We start from the raw sequence: 16,249 nt of genomic DNA, 5'->3' as shown, positions 1-16,249 counted from the left end.
TAGCCGCAGCGCGGTTGCACCAGGTCGTCGTCGAGCAACAGTGACTGCCGGGACAGGCGGCCACATCCTTCTAGCGCCGTTCTTGCACTTCGGCTGCTTTTGCCAGTGGCGTAGCCGCATTGGTGACGGCCGGTGTTTTCAGCCGGCTGGTGATGACCGAGGCGAGGATGATCAGAGCCCCGCCGGCGAGCATCCCCAGCGAAGGTTGTTCGTTGAACAGCCACCAGGCGATAGCGATGCCATACACCGGCTCCAGCGAGAAGATCACCGATGTCGTCCGAGCCTTCAACACTTTCAGGCTCGCCACGAACAGGCTGTGTGCGAGGCCGGTGCAGAGCACGCCGAGCAAGGCCAGCCACAGCCAGTCCATGGCCGGAACGGCCGGCAGTGACGACCATGAAAAAGGCATGAGACACAGCAGAATGATGCAGTTCTGCCAGAGCGCAGCCTGAACCGGGTCCACGCCGCGGGTAACCGCGCGATTGAGCAATGAAAGCAGGGCAAACATCAGCCCCGAGAGGATGCCGTAAATCAGCCCCAGCGTGCTTTCGCTAGCCAGGTCGAATTGTGGCGTAACCAGTAGCAGTCCGACACAAACCAGGGCCACCATGCCGAACTCAATCGGTCGGGTGCGCTCGCGGAACAGGACCCCTTCCAGCAATACGGTAAAGGCCGGAAAGCTGGCAAAACCCAGTGTGGCGATACCGACACCGCCGATCTTCACGGCGATGAAGAAGGTGAGCCAGTGGCCACCGAGCAACAGCCCACCGAGGAGCAGTCCGGCCCGCTGGCGTGGGCTTGGGGCCGCGCCACCGCTACGCAGGAATCGTGCGGCCAGTAAAAGCGCCACGACAGCAAAGCCTGCCCGGCCAAGGGTAATGATCAGAGGCGTACTATCGGCCAGCTTTCCGAAGACACCGGAGAGCCCGAACATCAGCGCGCCGAAGTGGATCGCCAGCAAAGCGTTGCGATGGGTCATGGCCTGGCGTCCATCGGAGCAGATATTTGGAAACCTGATGAAGGGGAGTCGAAACGGTCCATGAGCCCTACTGGTGGCGTGCGTGCGTTTGCGCATCTGCAACAGTGAGTGCTCATGGTACGGCGCGGGATGCGGTGGGTCTGTCGCGTTACTCTCGCGATTTGTCGTGCGCCTCGCGCCGGACAGCCCGTGGAGTAAGGCCGTAGTGGCGGTTGAGCGCTGCGGTAAAAGCACTTTGCGAGGCATAACCGACCCGCGCAGCGATCTCGCCGACCGCTAGATGGGTACTGATCAGCAATTCTCGACCCTGATGCAGGCGCCGCAACCGGACAAATTCTTGAGGCGTAAAGCCCGTTTCGCTGACAAAGCGTGCGTGGAAGCGCTGCACGGAAAGGCCCGCAACTCTCGCGAGGTCCCTGACTTCAAGTGGATGTGACAGGTGTCGGTCGACATACGCATGCAGCGCCGTCAGCGGGAGCGGATAGTGCTGATCGGCTGGCTCGCAACCGGAGGCGAGGCTCGCCAGCAACAATGCTACGCCTTGCTCGCTGATAATCGGATCGTTGATTGGACTGGCCGCGAGCCAGCCGACCAGCTGGCTTTGTGTCGGGCTCAGGCGCAGCGCCGCGGGCCGTTCGAGCAAGCGCTGAGCGGAATCTGCGTGGTGGCCCAGACGTTGCCGCAGCCAGTTCGAGTTGGGGATGTCGACCACCAGACAGAGGCTACCCTCGGCGCTGCCGCAGGCATGGCGCGCATCGCTGGGCACGACGGCCAAAAGCTGCTGCTGGATGCGACTGCCCTGGCCGTCAATCTCGAAATCCAGCTGCCCGCGCAAGCCGAACACCAGCTGCGTGTGCTCATGGCTGTGGATGATCTGGTCGTGGCTGTAATGACGCAGGGAAAGGATGGGCGGCAAGGTAGACCTCGACTGCATGCGGAACGCCGGCAGATAGCGATGGGTGATGACCCTTTGACCCGAGCCGGGCCAGGCGGTGCTACATGATGACCTTGTCGCGCAACTTGTCGGCAGCCTGATTGAGCGCCTGGATGACGCGCTCTTTGTCGAAGTTCTGCACGCCGTTGGTGTCGAGATACATCGAGAAACCGGGCAGTTCGTGCTCGACGAAGCTGTTGGTAGCACCGAGGTCGCGACGGAAGTCCACCACTTGGTAGATCTGCACCGGACGGGTGAAGCCTTTGACGGTGATCTGGCCTTTGTCGCGGCACATGATGACGTCTTTGACCAGCGAATAGGTCTCGTGGGAAATGAGGATTTCCCCTGCCTCGGCGGAGCTTTCCAAGCGGCTCGCCAGATTCACTTCGCGACCGATGATGGTGTAGTCCATTCGAGTGTCGGCGCCAAAGTTGCCGACTGTGCAGTAACCGGTGTTGATGCCCATGCGGATCTCCATCGGTTTGGTAATGCCTTGGCCGCGCCACTGTTGGCGAAGGACTTTCATGTGCTTGCGCATGGCGATAGCCATCGAAACGGCGGCCACTGCATCCTTTTTCGCACCCTGGCTGGCAGGGTCGCCAAAGAACACCATGACGCAATCACCGACGAACTTATCGATTGTGCCGCCGTACTTGAGAGTGATCTTCGACATCTCGTTGAGGTAGGTATTAAGCAGGTCGGTGAGGGCTTCAGCTTCCAGCTCTTCGGAAAGTTCGGTGAATCCCTTGATGTCGGAAAAGAACACCGTGAGCTTCTTGCGTTGGGTTTCCAGTCGCACGCTGCGCTTGCCGGAAAAAATCGATTCCCACACCTGCGGAGACAGGTACTTGGCGAGATTGCGTGCTAACCGCGCAGCTTTCGCCTGCTGGGCTTCGACTTCGCTGCGTGCCTGCGCCAGTCGGATTCCCTGTTGGTGCACGTAATAAGCCGTTACGCACACGTAAAGGGTGGTGAACAGGATGCTGACTGCCGATACCAGAACCGAGCTGACCCCCTCGAAGCGCAAAGGCACCAGCAAGCTGGTCAGTCCGACGCCGATGCACACCATCAATAGCGTCATCAATAGATGACGCAGACTACCGACCACCAGCGCGCTGAAACTCAGCGTCAGTAGAAACATGAGGCTCGGCACAAGGCTGCATCCGAGCAGCACGATACCGGCGCCCGCGTTCAAGGCATCGAGGCACAACAGGGTCTGGGAGGTTTTCTCCGGGTGTTCGCGCTTGAAGCGGTAGCTCAGGTGATAGGCAAAGTGCGGATACAAGAGCGTATAGGGCACCAACCACAAAAGGTCGAGTGCGAACTGCTGGCTATAGACACCGGCGGCGAGCGTGGCGGCGCAGATCAGATAGGCGAAGACCCGCGCGTAATATTCACGCAGTGGACGAGTCGCGAGCCCGTTACGTCGTTCACCGGTCACGGTAGACATTATGGTTGCTATCCCTGAAAGAAACCGGCGCTCTGGAATGCGCCGTTGGAGGCGACAGCGCATCGGTCGGCGCTGGCTCGGCGATCATAACCAAGTCGCCACCACTGCGCCAAACCGCCGGTCCATTCCGTGACCGGCAGCCGTTGCGGCGCGGCCCGGATGACCTAGTTGGATCAGAATCGAATCTTGCCGGTGAGCATGTCCTTCAGCATCACCCAATCACCAAGAAAGCTGTACAGCGGGTACTGAAACGTCGCTGGACGGTTCTTCTCGAAGATGAAGTGTCCGACCCAGGCAAACCCGTATCCAGCCAAAGGCATCGCCAGCAGCCATAGCCACTGTTGACTGATCACCGCATAGGCCAGGATCGCCAGTACCAGCAAGCTGCCAATGTAATGCAAGCGTCTGCAGGTGGGGTTGCTGTGTTCGGCCAGGTAAAACGGATAGAAATCTGCAAAGCGGGTAAAGCGTTCGGCGGTTTGCGTGCTCATGCCGCACCTCCTGTCATTGTGGTCGTTGGAGTCTAGAACCTTAGGTATGGCAGGCCACTGACTCCAGGTGCCAGTTTAGTACCCTTGTGTACCATCGATCAGCGGTTGAAACTGCGCAGATCGCTGTGGTGACGGCGTGCCACGTACAGTCTGAGCATGAGTGAATCGATTGATGACAGAACGCACCACGTCCTCGAGCTGGGCCTTGAGTATTGTCCAGGCGCTCGAGCTCGACGGCCTCGACTGCCAGGACCTGTTCGTCAAGCTGGGGCTCGACTATTCCGCGCTGAACGACCCCGACGCGCGTTTTGCCCAGGATGGCATGACCCGGCTCTGGCAGCGTGCGGTGGAGATTACCGGCAATCCGGCGATCGGCTTGAATCTGGCGAAAGTGATGCGCCCCGGCGCGATGCATGTGGTCGGTTATGCACTGATGTCCAGCAGTACGCTCAGGGACAGCTTCCAGCGCTTGGTGCGGTACCAGCGCATCATTGCCGAAGGCGCGGATTTGCAGTTTGGGTCAACCAATCGCGGCGCCTTGTTAACCTTGGCGATCCATGGCGATCAACTGCCTCCGGCCCGCCAGAGCGCAGATGGCTCGTTGGCCAGTACGCTTGCATTCTGTCGGTGGCTGACCGGTAAACCGCTGGCTCCGATCGAGGTCTACTTCCGAGGCCCGCCACCGGCGGATATCGAACCGTACCAGGCCGCGTTCCAAGCGCCGTTACGCTTCAATGCCGAGTACCACGGCATGCTGATACGCCATGTCGATGTAGATATTGCGCTACCTACTGCCAACACCGAACTGGCCCAATTGCATGACCGGTTTGCCGGCGATTACCTGGCGCGCTTCTCGGACAGCCGCGTGACCCATCAGGCACGGCAGGTGATCTGCCGCCTGTTGCCGCAGGGAGAACCGCGGCGCGAAACGGTGGCGCAGTCGCTGCACCTGTCTGAACGTTCCTTGCAGCGGCGCCTGGACGAGGAGGGCACCAGCTTCCAACAATTGCTAGACGACACGCGGCGAACGCTTGCCGAGCAGTACTTGGCGCGAGCGGATCTCGCCTTGCTGGAAGTGGCCTATCTGCTGGGCTTTGCCGATCCGAGTAATTTCTTTCGCGCCTTCAAACGCTGGTTTGCAATGACTCCCGGCGAATACCGGGCGCAGCGTTGACGTGGCCCTGCCGGAACTTGTGCTCTGCCGCTATAGCCTTAGCTTGCGTATATATGACCGCGGCGCCCTCGCGCCGCTTTTTGATAAAAACCAATAGGATGACCCGCATTGGCCAGTAGCCTTCTTGCCTTGATCGACGATATCGCTTCGGTCCTGGATGACGTATCCCTGATGACTAAGGTCGCGGCGAAGAAAACCGCCGGCGTGCTGGGAGATGACCTTGCACTCAATGCTCAGCAGGTCACCGGCGTCAACGCGGACCGCGAACTGCCGGTGGTTTGGGCCGTGGCCAAAGGGTCCATGCGCAACAAGCTGATTCTGGTGCCGGCTGCGTTGCTGATTAGCGCATTCATCCCGTGGGCTATCACACCGTTGTTGATGCTTGGCGGCGCGTTTCTCTGTTTCGAAGGTTTCGAGAAGCTGGCGCACCGGTTCCTGCATCGCGATGAGGACCACCATGCCCAGCAAATCGAGGCGTTGGCGGACGAGACTGTCGACATGGTGGCATTCGAGCGCGACAAGATCAGTGGGGCGGTGCGTACCGATTTCATTCTGTCTGCCGAGATCATCGCCATTACGCTGGGTACGGTCGCCGCCGCGAGCTTCGTCGAGCAGATCGCCGTGCTCGCGGGCATCGCGATCATCATGACCATTGGCGTCTACGGTTTGGTTGCCGGCATCGTCAAACTCGACGACGCGGGCCTGGCGCTGAGCAAACGCAGCAGTTCTGCAGCGCAGTCGCTGGGCCGCGCCATTCTTTCGGTCGCGCCCTGGTTGATGAAGTCCTTGTCGGTGATTGGCACGGCCGCCATGTTCATGGTCGGCGGCGGCATCCTGACCCACGGTTTCAAGGCTATCCACCACTTCATCGAGAACAGCGCGGAGCACACTGTGACGCTGCCATACATTGGCTCGGTTCTGGCCGGGCTGTTGCCGACGCTGCTGGATGCCGCCTTCGGGATATTGGCCGGCGGTCTGGTGTTTGCAGTGGTCGAGCTGAGCAAACGCCTGTTCAAGCGTCGATCCGAAACCGCTTGATGGCGATAACACCATCTACCAAGACAGAAGGGGCAATGTAAATGGACGAATTCATGCAGGCAGCGATAGATGAAGCGGAGAAGGGACTCGCCGAGGGCGGCATTCCAATCGGTTCGGTAATCGTCCATCGGGGGCGAATCATTGGCCGCGGCCACAATCGGCGGGTTCAGCAGGGCAGCGCGGTGCTGCACGGGGAGATGGACGCCTTCGAAAACGCTGGTCGGCAACCGGCCAGCGTCTACGCCGAGTCGATCCTCTATACCACACTGTCGCCGTGTCCCATGTGCAGCGGGGCGATCCTGCTGTATGGCATACCCAAGGTCGTGATCGGTGAGAATCAGACCTTTATGGGCGAGGAGCTGCTGTTACGTGGTCGCGGTGTTGAGGTCGAAGTGCTGCAGGAGGCACGCTGTGTCGAGATGATGCGTCGCTTTATCGCCGATAGCCCTGACCTGTGGAACGAGGACATCGGCGAGACGTAATCCGGTCAATGACGCCAGAACGAAGGGGTCAGCATTACCAGCACCGTGATGATTTCCAGCCGGCCGAGCAGCATGCCGAACGACAGGAGCCACTTTGCCGAGTCTGGCAGAGTGGAGAAGTTGCCCGCCGGACCGATGATTGGACCGAGTCCTGGGCCCACGTTACACACTGCGGTCGCTGCAGCGGTGAGCGCGGTGAGCATATCGAGCCCGAGTAATGCCAGCGCCATCGCCAACGCGCCGATGGTAATGGTGAAGAAGAACGAGAAGGTCAGGATCGACCGCACGATTTCTTCGTCGAGGGTGTGCTTGTTGTAGCGCTGTTTGATGACGGCGCGCGGATGCACCAGCTGCGCCAGGTTGGCGCGAAGCAGGGCATAGGCGACCTGAAAGCGGAAGATCTTCAAACCACCCGAGGTCGAGCCGGAGCAGCCACCGATGAAGGTCAGGTAGAAAAAAGCCAGCACGGCGAACTCGCCCCACTGCGTGTAATCACCTAGCGCAAAGCCGGTCGTGGTCACCACCGATACGACGTTCAGCGAAACAATGCGCAGGGCGTCGAGAAAGACATAGTCGGAGTTGAAGGTCAGCCAGATCGCAAACGAGATGCAGATGATCAGCAGCATGCCAACGAAGCCCTTCACCTGCTGATCATGGAGCAGGGCGTAGCGGTTACCGCGAACCGTCGAAACCATCAGAATGAAGGGCAAACCACCGAGCAACATGAACACCACGGCGACCCAGTGCGCCGCGGGGGTGAACTTGGCCATCGAACTGTCGGATGTCGAGTAGCCGCCGGTGGAAATGGTGGTCATGGCATGGTTGATCGCCTCAAAAGGCGTCATTCCGCTCAGCCAATAGGCCAGCCCGCAGAGTAGGGTGAGCGCGAGATAAACGATCAGGATCGACTTGGCCATGACGTGCGAACGCGGCATGGCTTTTTGCGACCAATCCGATGATTCAGTCTGGAACAGCCGCATGCCACCGATGCGCAGCAACGGCAGAATCGCCACGGCCATGCCGATGAAGCCGATGCCCCCGAGCCACTGCAGCATCGAACGCCACATCAGCAAGCCGGGCGATGCCGAATCCAGGCCGGAGAGTACCGTCGAGCCTGTCGTGGTAATGCCCGACATGGTCTCGAAAAAAGCATTGGTATAGCTGATGTGGTGAATCAGCATCATCGGCAATGCGGCGAAGCAGCAAACGATCAACCAGCTTGCGGTGGTCAGGAAATACATGTCACGAGGACGTAGTTGGGTAAGCTCAGGCCTGCCGGGCGCGATCAAGGCGATACCGCTGCTGAAGGTGATCAGGCTGGCCCAGAGGAACGCTTGCAAATCGTCAGTGCGATCAAATGCGAACAGCGTGATCATTGGAATGACCATGCTGACAGCGAGTGTGATCAGAAAAATGCCGAGAATGAAACCGATGATGCGCAGGGTCGGCAAGGCCATGTGTGTTTGCTGCTCGGCTCGAAAAATGAGGTCGCCATTCTACGCCTGTCGCTGCGGCAGTAAACCGGCTATCGGCGTGTAGGAAAATCTTTTACCAAGCGCCCTGTAGGCCTCTTCCCAAGTTCGCTGCGATGAATAGAATAGCCGCCCGGTGCCGGCCCTTTGCCGGTTTCTGAGTGTTCAGCTCCCATGTCCATCGACAATCCCTGCCTCACGTGCGGCGCCTGCTGCGCGTATTTTCGTGTGTCTTTCTTTTGGGGCGAATGCGCCTCATCCGGTGGTGCAGTTCCCGACAGCGCAACCGTGCAGGTCAGTCCGTTTCACGTCGCCATGCTCGGGACGGAAGCCAAGCCGGCGCGTTGTGTCGGCTTGATGGGCGACGTGGGATGTGGCGTTCGCTGCACCATGTATGAGCAACGTTCGAGTACCTGCCGCGAATTCGAGGCCTCTTGGGTAGATGGTCAGCACAATGCGCATTGCGACACGGCTCGGGCCGCCCATGGATTGCCACCGCTGATGCCGCCGCTGGAGCCGCAGCTTTCGCCTGATCGAGTGGCTTAAGACGAACTAGCCAACATGGCGATCGCCACGCTTCCACTGCCAAACGAACGGCTCGGGCCTCTAGAATGTCCGATTCGTTTTGGAGGTAGTCGGATGGAAGCTCTCGACCTGATGCTCAACCGCGTGTCTGTCACGCGACTTACTGATCCAGCGCCGACGTCGGCCCAGCTGGACCTGATGTTTCGTGCGGCCTTGCGTGCGCCCGATCATGGTCAGCTGCGCCCTTGGCGGTTCCTGACCATTCAAGGCGAAGCCCGGGAGCGGTTGGGGAAGTTGATGGCTGAGTCGTTGCGTGTGCGCTCGCCTGAGGCGAGCGATGATGCCGTGCTGAAAGCCCGCAAGATGCCGTTGCGCGCGCCGCTCCTGGTGGTCGTCATTGCCCGCGTGCAGCCGCACCCGAAGGTGCCGGGTTCGGAGCAGGTGCTCGCGGTGTCTTGTGCGGCGCACGCCTTGTTGCTGGCTGCGCATGCACAGGGTCTCGGCGCCGTATGGCGTACCGGTGAGTTTTCCTACGATCCGTACCTGGCAAAAGCCTTGGGGCTGACCGGCGACGAGCAGATCTTGGGATTCATCTATATCGGCACCCCTGAAGGAACCCCGCGGACCCCGCCGGCATTGGAGCCCAAGCAATTCGTCAGTGAATGGACCGGGTCGAACTAGGTCACTCCGCTTGTAGCCGGGCCTCGTCAGCTGGGTTAAGTGGCAGCTTCAATGTGGCGATGAAACCGCCGTCCGGGTGATTGCCCACCAGAAGCTCGCCGTTATGCCGTTCCGCGGCTCGGCGGGCAATCGCCAGCCCTAACCCGTGTCCAGCGGTGGTTTGTCCCGGTGCGCGGAAGAAGGGTTCGCTCAGTTGCGCGAGATGGGCCTCGTCGACCCCTGACCCTTGGTCGCGGATGCTCAGCAGCAGGTGCTGTGTGTCGCTGCTGGCTCGTAGTTCTATCGGCGCGCCTTCGGGGTTGAACCGCAGAGCGTTGCGTAACAGATTGTCCAGGGCACGCTCGAGCATGTCCGGCCAGCCTTGCAGCTGGGCTTCGGTTTCGACTTGGCTGTCGATTCGCTGATTCGGCGAGACGATGCGGGCGTTCTCCTCAAGCTGCTCGAATATCGAACGCAAGTTGATGGGGTTCGGCGCCCCTGGGTCGGCGTCCAGTCTTGCGAGCTCCAGAATCTCGCTGATGAGGGCTTCCAGACGATCACATTCCTTGGCCAGCCGAGGCCAGATGACCTCACGTTCGGCCGGCGTGGCCCGCTCCGCCAGTGCGAGTGCGATTCTCAGGCGGGCGAGCGGCGAACGCAGCTCGTGAGAAACGTCACGCAGCAGTTGTCGCTGGCTGCCGATCAGGCTTTGCAGCCGGGCGCCCATGCGGTTGAAATCCTTGGCGAGCACGCCCAGTTCGTCGCGTCGCGTTGCTAGGCGCGCCAGAGAATTCTGCTGGTAGGTGGTTTGGCCAAGGTCGTGAACAGCGCCGCGAAGTCGATCGAGCGGACGGGTAATGGAAAGGGTCAGTAACAGGCTGAATCCAGTCAGGACGATTAAAGCGATGGCCAGCGCACTCAGTGGCCAGAACAGGCTGCCTCGGTGCCAGGCTTGTAGCTCCTGATTCGGGATGCGATAGATGAAGAGGTAAGTATTGCCGGTCTCGGGGCTGGTGTAATCGGTGGTCAGCCGCCGCCAGGGTAGACGACCGTCGCGGTGTTCCTGTCGCGCTTCGAACGCGGCGGCGCGAGCCGGGAAGGTACCGCGGATGATGGGCTGGCCGTTCTCGGCCAGCACTTGGACATCGACACCGTAGCGGTTGCGATGCCGCTCGAGCAGAAACTGTGCAGTGATCGGCCCCTGGCGCTCGTAGACTTTGGTCCATACTTCGGCCAGGCCATTGACGCCCGGGTGACGGTTGAGAATCCAGGCGTCCTGGTTGAGCGCATGCCCCAGGAGCATGGCCAAGCCTGCCACCAGCGCAATGGCTAGCCAGAATGTCGCAAGAATGCGCCAGAACAGTGATCGCACCGGTCAGATACTCCAGGGAAAAGCCCGGCGCGTGTAATCCCTAAGGGGCGAACCGGGCAGGTTTGCTGTTTGAGTGGATCAGTTGGTCTTATCGCGCTCGGCTTTCCACTGCGCGAACTCAGCACGGTCGGCACGCTTGGCCGCCATCTTTTCATGCAGCTCGTCGAACTTTTTCTGCTGTTCCGGCTTGAGCAAGTCACGCACCTGCTTCTGAGTTCTTTCCTGGTTGGCTTTCAGCTCTTCCTGCATCGCTTTGCGTTGGGCTTCGGGCAGTTTGCTCAGGTACTGTTGGGTGATCTCGCGATGATTCTTCATCTGTTCACGCATCAGTTGGCGCATCTCGGTCCGTTGCTCCTTGGTCAGATCGAGCTGCTCGAAGGGCGAGTGCTGGCCGCCATGATGGCGCTGGCCCCCGTCTGGCATGGCCATCGCAATGGTGGGCAGGGTGGAGGCGAACAGTACGGCGATGAGAGTCTTGCGCATCATGAGTTTCTCCTTGATATGGAAACCGGTTGCCAGTAAAGCGCCTGTCTAGGGCGCCTCAACAGGCTTCGACCGGATGACTTCAGTCTAGGGCGCGCAAGGTCAACGGCGGTCAGGGCTGGGTAAAGGCTGGGTAAAGGCTATCAGGAGGCGTAAAGGTATCCGCGGCTGCGCAAGGCAACGATGCGCTGACGGCCGTCTGGATGGGGGCCAAGCTTGCGGCGCAGGTTGCTGACGTGCATGTCCAGGCTGCGGTCGTAGAGGGTGAGTTTTCGACCGAGCGCCAGCTGCGCCAGGGTCTGCTTTTCCAGTGGTTCGCCTGGCTGACTGAGGAGTGCTTCGAGGATGCGTCCTTCAGAGAGGGTAAGGGTGACTTCATGATCGCCGATGCTCGCCACGCCGCGTGCGGGGCTGTACCAGAGGTCCCCCAGCGCCAGCTGTGTCGGTGTGCTGGCCGGCTGGCTGCGGCGTAGAACGGCCTTCAAGCGAGCGGTCAGTTCGCGCGGATCGCAAGGTTTGGCAAGGTAGTCGTCTGCACCCAGCTCCAAGCCGAGTATGCGGTCTAGCGGCTCGCCGCGGCCGGAAAGCATCAACACCGGCAGGTCAGGATGCTCGCTGCGCAGTTGCTTTAGCAGGTCCAGACCGCTGCCGTCGGGCAGCATCACATCGAGCACGACGGCAGCAGGTTGGTGTTCTGCAAGTGCAGCGCGGGCGCTCTTGCCGTCATGGCACGCGCGGGCAACAAAACCTTCCTGGGCCAGCCAGCTAACCAGTAGCTCGCAGAGCTCTTGGTCGTCGTCTATCAGCAGCAGTTCGCTCATGGTTCGCTCGTGTCGATTCAGTTCAGCCATTGCCGGCGACGACGTCCCCGCGTGGTCAGTACGCCAAGCAGAAAGCCCAGCACGCCAACCCCGCCCCCGACCGCGAACCACTGTTGCTGGTCGTTAAGCAGCGGTGGCTGCAGCTGCGTCTGCGCTTGCTCCTGTTCAAGCTGCAAACGCAGGCGCTGGTTTTCCTGGCGCAGTCTCAACAGCTGGGCCTGGCCCGCCGCACTGGCGGCTGCGTCGAGGTTTTCCTTGAGCGCCTCTCGTTGCTGTAGATTTTCACTCAGACGGTGCTCCAGCTCGACCTGCCGTTCGGCGGGCGGATCGATGGGGGCTTCTTGAGCCTGCAGCAAGGGTGTTGCAAGACCTAGAACAAGCAGCAGGGACAGCGGACCTTGGCGCATCGGAACTCCTTTTTCCTCAACGGTTTTGTCTCTAAGTGGCCATGACGAAACGACGACCTGGAGTCAGCAGATCGACTCAGGGGTAGACCTGTTTGAAAGGTTTGACGACGACATCACCATAAACGCCCGCCGCTTTGTATGGATCGGCCGCAGCCCATTGTTCAGCCGCGATCAGCGAATCGAACTCGGCGACAACCAGGCTGCCGGTAAAGCCGGCTGCTCCCGGATCGTTGCTGTCCACCGCCGGGTGCGGGCCAGCCAGCACGAGCCGGCCTTCGCTTTTGAGCTGGTCGAGACGCGCCAGGTGAGCGGGGCGCGCAGCCAGGCGGTCCTGCAATGAGTCGGGTACATCGGTAGCGATGATGGCGTAGAGCATGGTGAACTCCTATGATTCTTCAGGTTCGGGTTGCATGTGGCGCACCAGATAAAGTGCCTGGCCAGCCATGAACAGTAGCGTCAGACCAAGGCTGCCAAAGACCTTGAAGTCTACCCAGATCGCGGGATAGACGAATGCAACGAAAAGATTGGCGAAGCCGCAGACGAGAAAGAACAGAATCCAGGCGACATTGAGCTGCGACCACTGTGCCGCCGGCAACCGGACCGCGTGGCCCATCATTCGCTGAATAAGCGGCCTGTCGCCATAAAAGTGGCTGGCAAAGAACGCCAGGGCAAATAGCCAGTTAAGAACGGGCGCTTTCCACTTCAGGATCGTTTCGCTATGCAGCGCCAGCGTCAAACCGCCGAATAGCAGGCAAGCCGCCAACGTCAGCCACTGGTTTTTTTCAAGCCGGCGCTGATGGACGAATAAGGCTCCGTAGATCACGACAGAGCTGGCGATCAAAACGGCTGTTGCGCTGAAAATGCCACCCACACCAAGGCTGAAGCCGGCGATCTCGACCGTAGTAGGCTCGATTTTGTACGTGATGAAGAACAGCAGTAGCGGAACGAAGTCGATGATTTGTTTCACGAGGCGCGCCAGAGGGCAGATGTGCCCGGCATAATAACAAACCGCGCTTTTGGCGGAACGCTGTCCGCCTGCCGTTTCCACGACATTGCGCAAGCTTTGGCAAACTGGACGACGGCACGAGCGCTGGCGCTGGCGGTCACACGCTGCGAGCTGCCAAGCCCCCTGGAGAATCTGTCCCGAATGATTGTTGATCTGCATTGCCACAGCACCGCCTCTGACGGTGTGCTCGCGCCTGATGTACTGGTGCAGCGCGCCCATGCGCGTGGAATCGAGCTGCTTGCTCTGACCGATCACGATACCCTCGAGGGTCTCGATGATGCTCGCGCTACGGCTGATTCGCTTGGCGTCCGGCTGGTCAACGGCATCGAACTGTCCTGTGTCTGGAGCGGCGCCACTATCCATGTGCTTGGCTATGCGTTTCGCCGTGATGCGGTTGCATTGCAGCAAGCCATTGCCGATTTGCACGCCGGTCGCTGGCAGCGTGCCGAGACGATCGCGCAGCGCCTGGAGGCCAAGGGCATGCCGGGTGCGCTGGAAGGCGCGCGGGCAATCCAGCAAGAGCTGGGTGATAGTGAGAATGCTCCTGCGCGCCCGCATTTTGCAGACTATCTGGTGCGAGCCGGTCATGTTCGCGACCGTGCCGAGGCATTCCGCAAGTGGCTCGGCTCGGGCAAGTTGGGTGATGTGAAGCAGCATTGGCCGACGCTTGAGCAAACCGTCAGTACGCTGCGGGACGCTGGCGCCTGGATCAGTTTGGCGCATCCCTGGCAGTACGATTTCACGCGCAGCAAACGGCGCCGGCTGGTCAGTGAGTTCGCTCAGGCTGGCGGCCATGCGCTGGAAGTGGTGAACGGCATGCAGCCGTTGGAGCAGGTCGGAGGGTTGTCGATTCTGGCGCGCGAGTTCGGCCTGATGGCCAGTATCGGCAGTGACTTTCACGCGCCGGGCGACTGGTCTGAGTTGGGCATGTATCGAGCCCTGCCTGACGACCTCAGGCCGCTATGGAAGTCTTTCGATCATGAGCCCGGCGAGGCTATGGCCCGCTGAACATGGAGTTTTCATGAGCCAGTTTTTTCAAATACACCCGGAAAATCCACAGGTCAGGCTGATCAAGCAGGCCGTGGAGATCATTCGCAGCGGCGGCGTGGTGGTTTACCCCACCGACTCTTCTTACGCTGTGGGCTGCTCGATGGGAAACAAGACCGGCATCGAGCGCATTCGTCGCCTGCGTCAGTTGGACGACAAGCATAATTTCACGCTGGTCTGTCGCGACCTGTCCCAGCTCGGATTGTTCGCAAAGGTCGATACCGCTGCTTTCCGTCTGCTCAAGACGCATCTGCCAGGACCATACACCATCATTCTCAGTGCTACTCGGGAAGTGCCGCGAATGCTGTTGCACCCGAAGCGCCGTACCATCGGCCTGCGCGTGCCTGCCCAGCCGATTGCACAGGCATTGCTTGCCGAGCTGGGTGAGCCATTGATGAGCGTCAGCCTGATACTGCCCGGCGAGACCGAGCCGATGAGCGATCCTTACGAAATGCGGGATGCGCTGGAGCATCAGGTAGACCTGATCATTGACGGCGGTTACGGTGGCGTCGAAGCGTCGACTGTGATCAGTCTGGTGGATGGCGACCCGGAAGTTGTGCGGGTCGGCTGCGGCGATCCCGCACCGTTCGCCGGCTGAACCGTTCGTCTTTCTCAAACCCACGAAGGAAACCCTTTTGAGCTCCATGGATTCGCAGCGACGTGTAGTCTCCGGAATGCGGCCTAATGGCCGTCTCCACCTTGGCCACTACCACGGCGTGCTGAAGAGCTGGGTCAGGATGCAGCACGAGTACCAGTGCTTTTTCTGCATAGTTGACTGGCACGCACTGACCACCGACTACGCAGCGGGCGCAGATGTCGCCCGCAACGTCCATGAGATGGCGGTCGACTGGCTGGCAGCTGGCGTCAGCCCGAGTTCTGCCACTTTGTTTGTCCAGTCCCAGGTACCTGAACACGCTGAGTTGCACCTGCTGCTTTCGATGATCTGCCCGTTGGCCTGGCTGGAGCGCGTGCCGTCATACAAGGAGCTGCAGCTCGACTCGGAACATAAGGACCTCGGCACTTACGGTTTTCTCGGTTATCCGTTGTTGCAGGCCGCCGATATCCTGGCTTACCGCGCTGGTGTCGTACCGGTTGGCGCCGATCAGTTGCCGCATATCGAATTCGCTCGCGATGTCGCCAGGCGCTTCAATCACCTGTATGGCAGCGAAGAGGATTTCGCGGTTAAGGCCGAAGCGGCAATACGCAAGCTCGGCAAAAAAAGCTCCAAGCTGTACGCCAGCTTGCGTAAGAGCTACCAAGAGCAGGGCGACCTCGAGGCGCTGAACACGGCCCGTGCGTTACTAAAGGATCAGCAGACCATTACCATCGGCGACCAGGAACGCCTGTTCGGCTATCTGGAGGGCAGCGGCAGGCTGCTGTTGCCTGAGCCGCAGGCTCTGCTGAGCGACTCTCCCAGGGTGTCGGGGCTCGATGGTGGCAAGATGGCCAAGTCCGCCAGCAATTCCATCTTTCTGCGCGACACGCCGGACGAGATCGAAGAAAAGATCAAGCGTATGCCGACCGATCCGGCACGTGTTCACCGCCATGATCCAGGTGAGCCGACGCGTTGCCCGGTGTGGCAGATGCATCAGGCCCATTCGACCGAAGACGTTTGTCAGTGGGCAGAGCAGGGTTGCCGCACCGCTGGAATCGGCTGCCTCGAGTGCAAGGCGCCACTCATCGATGCGATCAAGCTCGAATTGGCACCACTGCAGGAGCGTGCCCATGACTATGAGTCGAACCCGGATCTGGTGCGCAGCATATTGGCTGAGGGCGCTGAGCAGGCCCGTGACGAAGCACGCGAAACGCTGGTAGTCGTGCGTCAGGCCATGGGTCTAAATTACCGCTAGAGCCATCGGTCAGCGTACAGCCTGCTGAGGCAGTCGCCGCTTCCACTATTTGTTCGTT

The 16,249-nt window shown here is 60.3% G+C and carries 19 protein-coding genes; 8 read left to right on the top strand and 11 right to left on the bottom strand.

Annotated features, from left to right (window positions below):
* Nucleotides 1-70 precede the first annotated feature (70 nt).
* From ACQKIK_RS00215 to ACQKIK_RS00200, 4 genes are all read right to left on the bottom strand, one after another.
* Nucleotides 71-979 (bottom strand): DMT family transporter, encoded by a 909-nt coding sequence (locus tag ACQKIK_RS00215; RefSeq protein ID WP_499134276.1) that lies wholly within the window; start codon nucleotides 977-979, stop codon nucleotides 71-73.
* Between the two features lie 148 nt (nucleotides 980-1,127).
* Entirely contained in the window at nucleotides 1,128-1,913 is a 786-nt protein-coding gene (locus tag ACQKIK_RS00210) for a helix-turn-helix domain-containing protein (protein WP_499134275.1), read from the bottom strand.
* A gap of 61 nt (nucleotides 1,914-1,974) precedes the next feature.
* On the bottom strand, nucleotides 1,975-3,363 hold the full coding sequence (locus ACQKIK_RS00205; protein ID WP_127839034.1) for an adenylate/guanylate cyclase domain-containing protein: 1,389 nt from the start codon (nucleotides 3,361-3,363) through the stop codon (nucleotides 1,975-1,977).
* Between the two features lie 173 nt (nucleotides 3,364-3,536).
* Entirely contained in the window at nucleotides 3,537-3,854 is a 318-nt protein-coding gene (locus tag ACQKIK_RS00200) for an Mpo1-like protein (RefSeq protein ID WP_127839035.1), read from the bottom strand.
* 172 nt (nucleotides 3,855-4,026) lie between these two features.
* Here ACQKIK_RS00200 and ACQKIK_RS00195 point away from each other — a divergent pair, with 172 nt between their 5' ends.
* The 3 genes from ACQKIK_RS00195 (at nucleotide 4,027) to ACQKIK_RS00185 (ending at nucleotide 6,548) form a co-directional block, all read left to right on the top strand.
* Complete coding sequence (locus ACQKIK_RS00195; RefSeq protein WP_127839036.1) at nucleotides 4,027-5,028, top strand: AraC family transcriptional regulator; 1,002 nt, start codon at nucleotides 4,027-4,029, stop codon at nucleotides 5,026-5,028.
* 108 nt (nucleotides 5,029-5,136) lie between these two features.
* Nucleotides 5,137-6,066 (top strand): DUF808 domain-containing protein, encoded by a 930-nt coding sequence (locus tag ACQKIK_RS00190; RefSeq protein ID WP_127839037.1) that lies wholly within the window; start codon nucleotides 5,137-5,139, stop codon nucleotides 6,064-6,066.
* Between the two features lie 41 nt (nucleotides 6,067-6,107).
* Nucleotides 6,108-6,548 (top strand): nucleoside deaminase, encoded by a 441-nt coding sequence (locus tag ACQKIK_RS00185; protein ID WP_127839038.1) that lies wholly within the window; start codon nucleotides 6,108-6,110, stop codon nucleotides 6,546-6,548.
* Nucleotides 6,549-6,553: 5 nt separating this feature from the next.
* Here the strand turns inward: ACQKIK_RS00185 and ACQKIK_RS00180 are convergent, their stop codons facing one another.
* On the bottom strand, nucleotides 6,554-8,005 hold the full coding sequence (locus tag ACQKIK_RS00180) for a TrkH family potassium uptake protein (protein ID WP_127839039.1): 1,452 nt from the start codon (nucleotides 8,003-8,005) through the stop codon (nucleotides 6,554-6,556).
* A gap of 189 nt (nucleotides 8,006-8,194) precedes the next feature.
* Here ACQKIK_RS00180 and ACQKIK_RS00175 point away from each other — a divergent pair, with 189 nt between their 5' ends.
* Together ACQKIK_RS00175 and ACQKIK_RS00170 are read left to right on the top strand one after the other, a co-directional pair.
* Nucleotides 8,195-8,566 (top strand): YkgJ family cysteine cluster protein, encoded by a 372-nt coding sequence (locus tag ACQKIK_RS00175; RefSeq protein WP_045428022.1) that lies wholly within the window; start codon nucleotides 8,195-8,197, stop codon nucleotides 8,564-8,566.
* A 93-nt stretch (nucleotides 8,567-8,659) separates the two neighbouring features.
* Nucleotides 8,660-9,226 (top strand): nitroreductase family protein, encoded by a 567-nt coding sequence (locus tag ACQKIK_RS00170; RefSeq protein ID WP_499134272.1) that lies wholly within the window; start codon nucleotides 8,660-8,662, stop codon nucleotides 9,224-9,226.
* 1 nt (nucleotide 9,227) lies between these two features.
* On the opposite strand, the gene ACQKIK_RS00165 is transcribed toward ACQKIK_RS00170, so the two are convergent.
* The 6 genes from ACQKIK_RS00165 to ACQKIK_RS00140 all read right to left on the bottom strand — a co-directional run bounded on the left by ACQKIK_RS00165 (nucleotide 9,228) and on the right by ACQKIK_RS00140 (nucleotide 13,255).
* Nucleotides 9,228-10,577, bottom strand: a complete 1,350-nt coding sequence (locus ACQKIK_RS00165; RefSeq protein ID WP_499134271.1) for a sensor histidine kinase — start codon at nucleotides 10,575-10,577, stop codon at nucleotides 9,228-9,230.
* 78 nt (nucleotides 10,578-10,655) lie between these two features.
* Complete coding sequence (locus ACQKIK_RS00160; protein WP_499135143.1) at nucleotides 10,656-11,060, bottom strand: Spy/CpxP family protein refolding chaperone; 405 nt, start codon at nucleotides 11,058-11,060, stop codon at nucleotides 10,656-10,658.
* Between the two features lie 143 nt (nucleotides 11,061-11,203).
* Nucleotides 11,204-11,881 carry a response regulator transcription factor gene (locus ACQKIK_RS00155; RefSeq protein WP_499134270.1) on the bottom strand — a complete coding sequence of 226 codons (678 nt, stop codon included), beginning with the start codon at nucleotides 11,879-11,881 and terminating at the stop codon, nucleotides 11,204-11,206.
* A gap of 17 nt (nucleotides 11,882-11,898) precedes the next feature.
* Nucleotides 11,899-12,288, bottom strand: a complete 390-nt coding sequence (locus ACQKIK_RS00150) for a hypothetical protein (RefSeq protein ID WP_045428011.1) — start codon at nucleotides 12,286-12,288, stop codon at nucleotides 11,899-11,901.
* Between the two features lie 76 nt (nucleotides 12,289-12,364).
* Entirely contained in the window at nucleotides 12,365-12,664 is a 300-nt protein-coding gene (locus tag ACQKIK_RS00145) for a YciI family protein (protein ID WP_045428009.1), read from the bottom strand.
* A gap of 9 nt (nucleotides 12,665-12,673) precedes the next feature.
* Entirely contained in the window at nucleotides 12,674-13,255 is a 582-nt protein-coding gene (locus ACQKIK_RS00140) for a septation protein A (RefSeq protein ID WP_499135140.1), read from the bottom strand.
* 180 nt (nucleotides 13,256-13,435) lie between these two features.
* Between ACQKIK_RS00140 and ACQKIK_RS00135 the strand changes: the two genes are divergently transcribed.
* The 3 genes from ACQKIK_RS00135 to ACQKIK_RS00125 are packed head-to-tail and all read left to right on the top strand — an operon-like array spanning nucleotide 13,436 to nucleotide 16,191.
* On the top strand, nucleotides 13,436-14,302 hold the full coding sequence (locus tag ACQKIK_RS00135) for a PHP domain-containing protein (RefSeq protein WP_499134267.1): 867 nt from the start codon (nucleotides 13,436-13,438) through the stop codon (nucleotides 14,300-14,302).
* Nucleotides 14,303-14,315: 13 nt separating this feature from the next.
* Nucleotides 14,316-14,939 carry an L-threonylcarbamoyladenylate synthase gene (locus ACQKIK_RS00130; protein ID WP_046164183.1) on the top strand — a complete coding sequence of 208 codons (624 nt, stop codon included), beginning with the start codon at nucleotides 14,316-14,318 and terminating at the stop codon, nucleotides 14,937-14,939.
* Nucleotides 14,940-14,985: 46 nt separating this feature from the next.
* A complete protein-coding gene (locus ACQKIK_RS00125; RefSeq protein ID WP_082082202.1) occupies nucleotides 14,986-16,191 on the top strand; it encodes a tryptophan--tRNA ligase in 1,206 nt (401 codons plus the stop codon).
* The last annotated feature ends 58 nt before the right edge of the window (nucleotides 16,192-16,249 follow it).

Origin of the sequence: Pseudomonas sp. NPDC047961 (assembly GCF_050272435.1) — a bacterium.
GTDB lineage: Bacteria > Pseudomonadota > Gammaproteobacteria > Pseudomonadales > Pseudomonadaceae > Stutzerimonas.
Note: the sequence above shows the minus strand (reverse complement) of the source record. Positions and strands in the feature narration are given on the sequence as shown.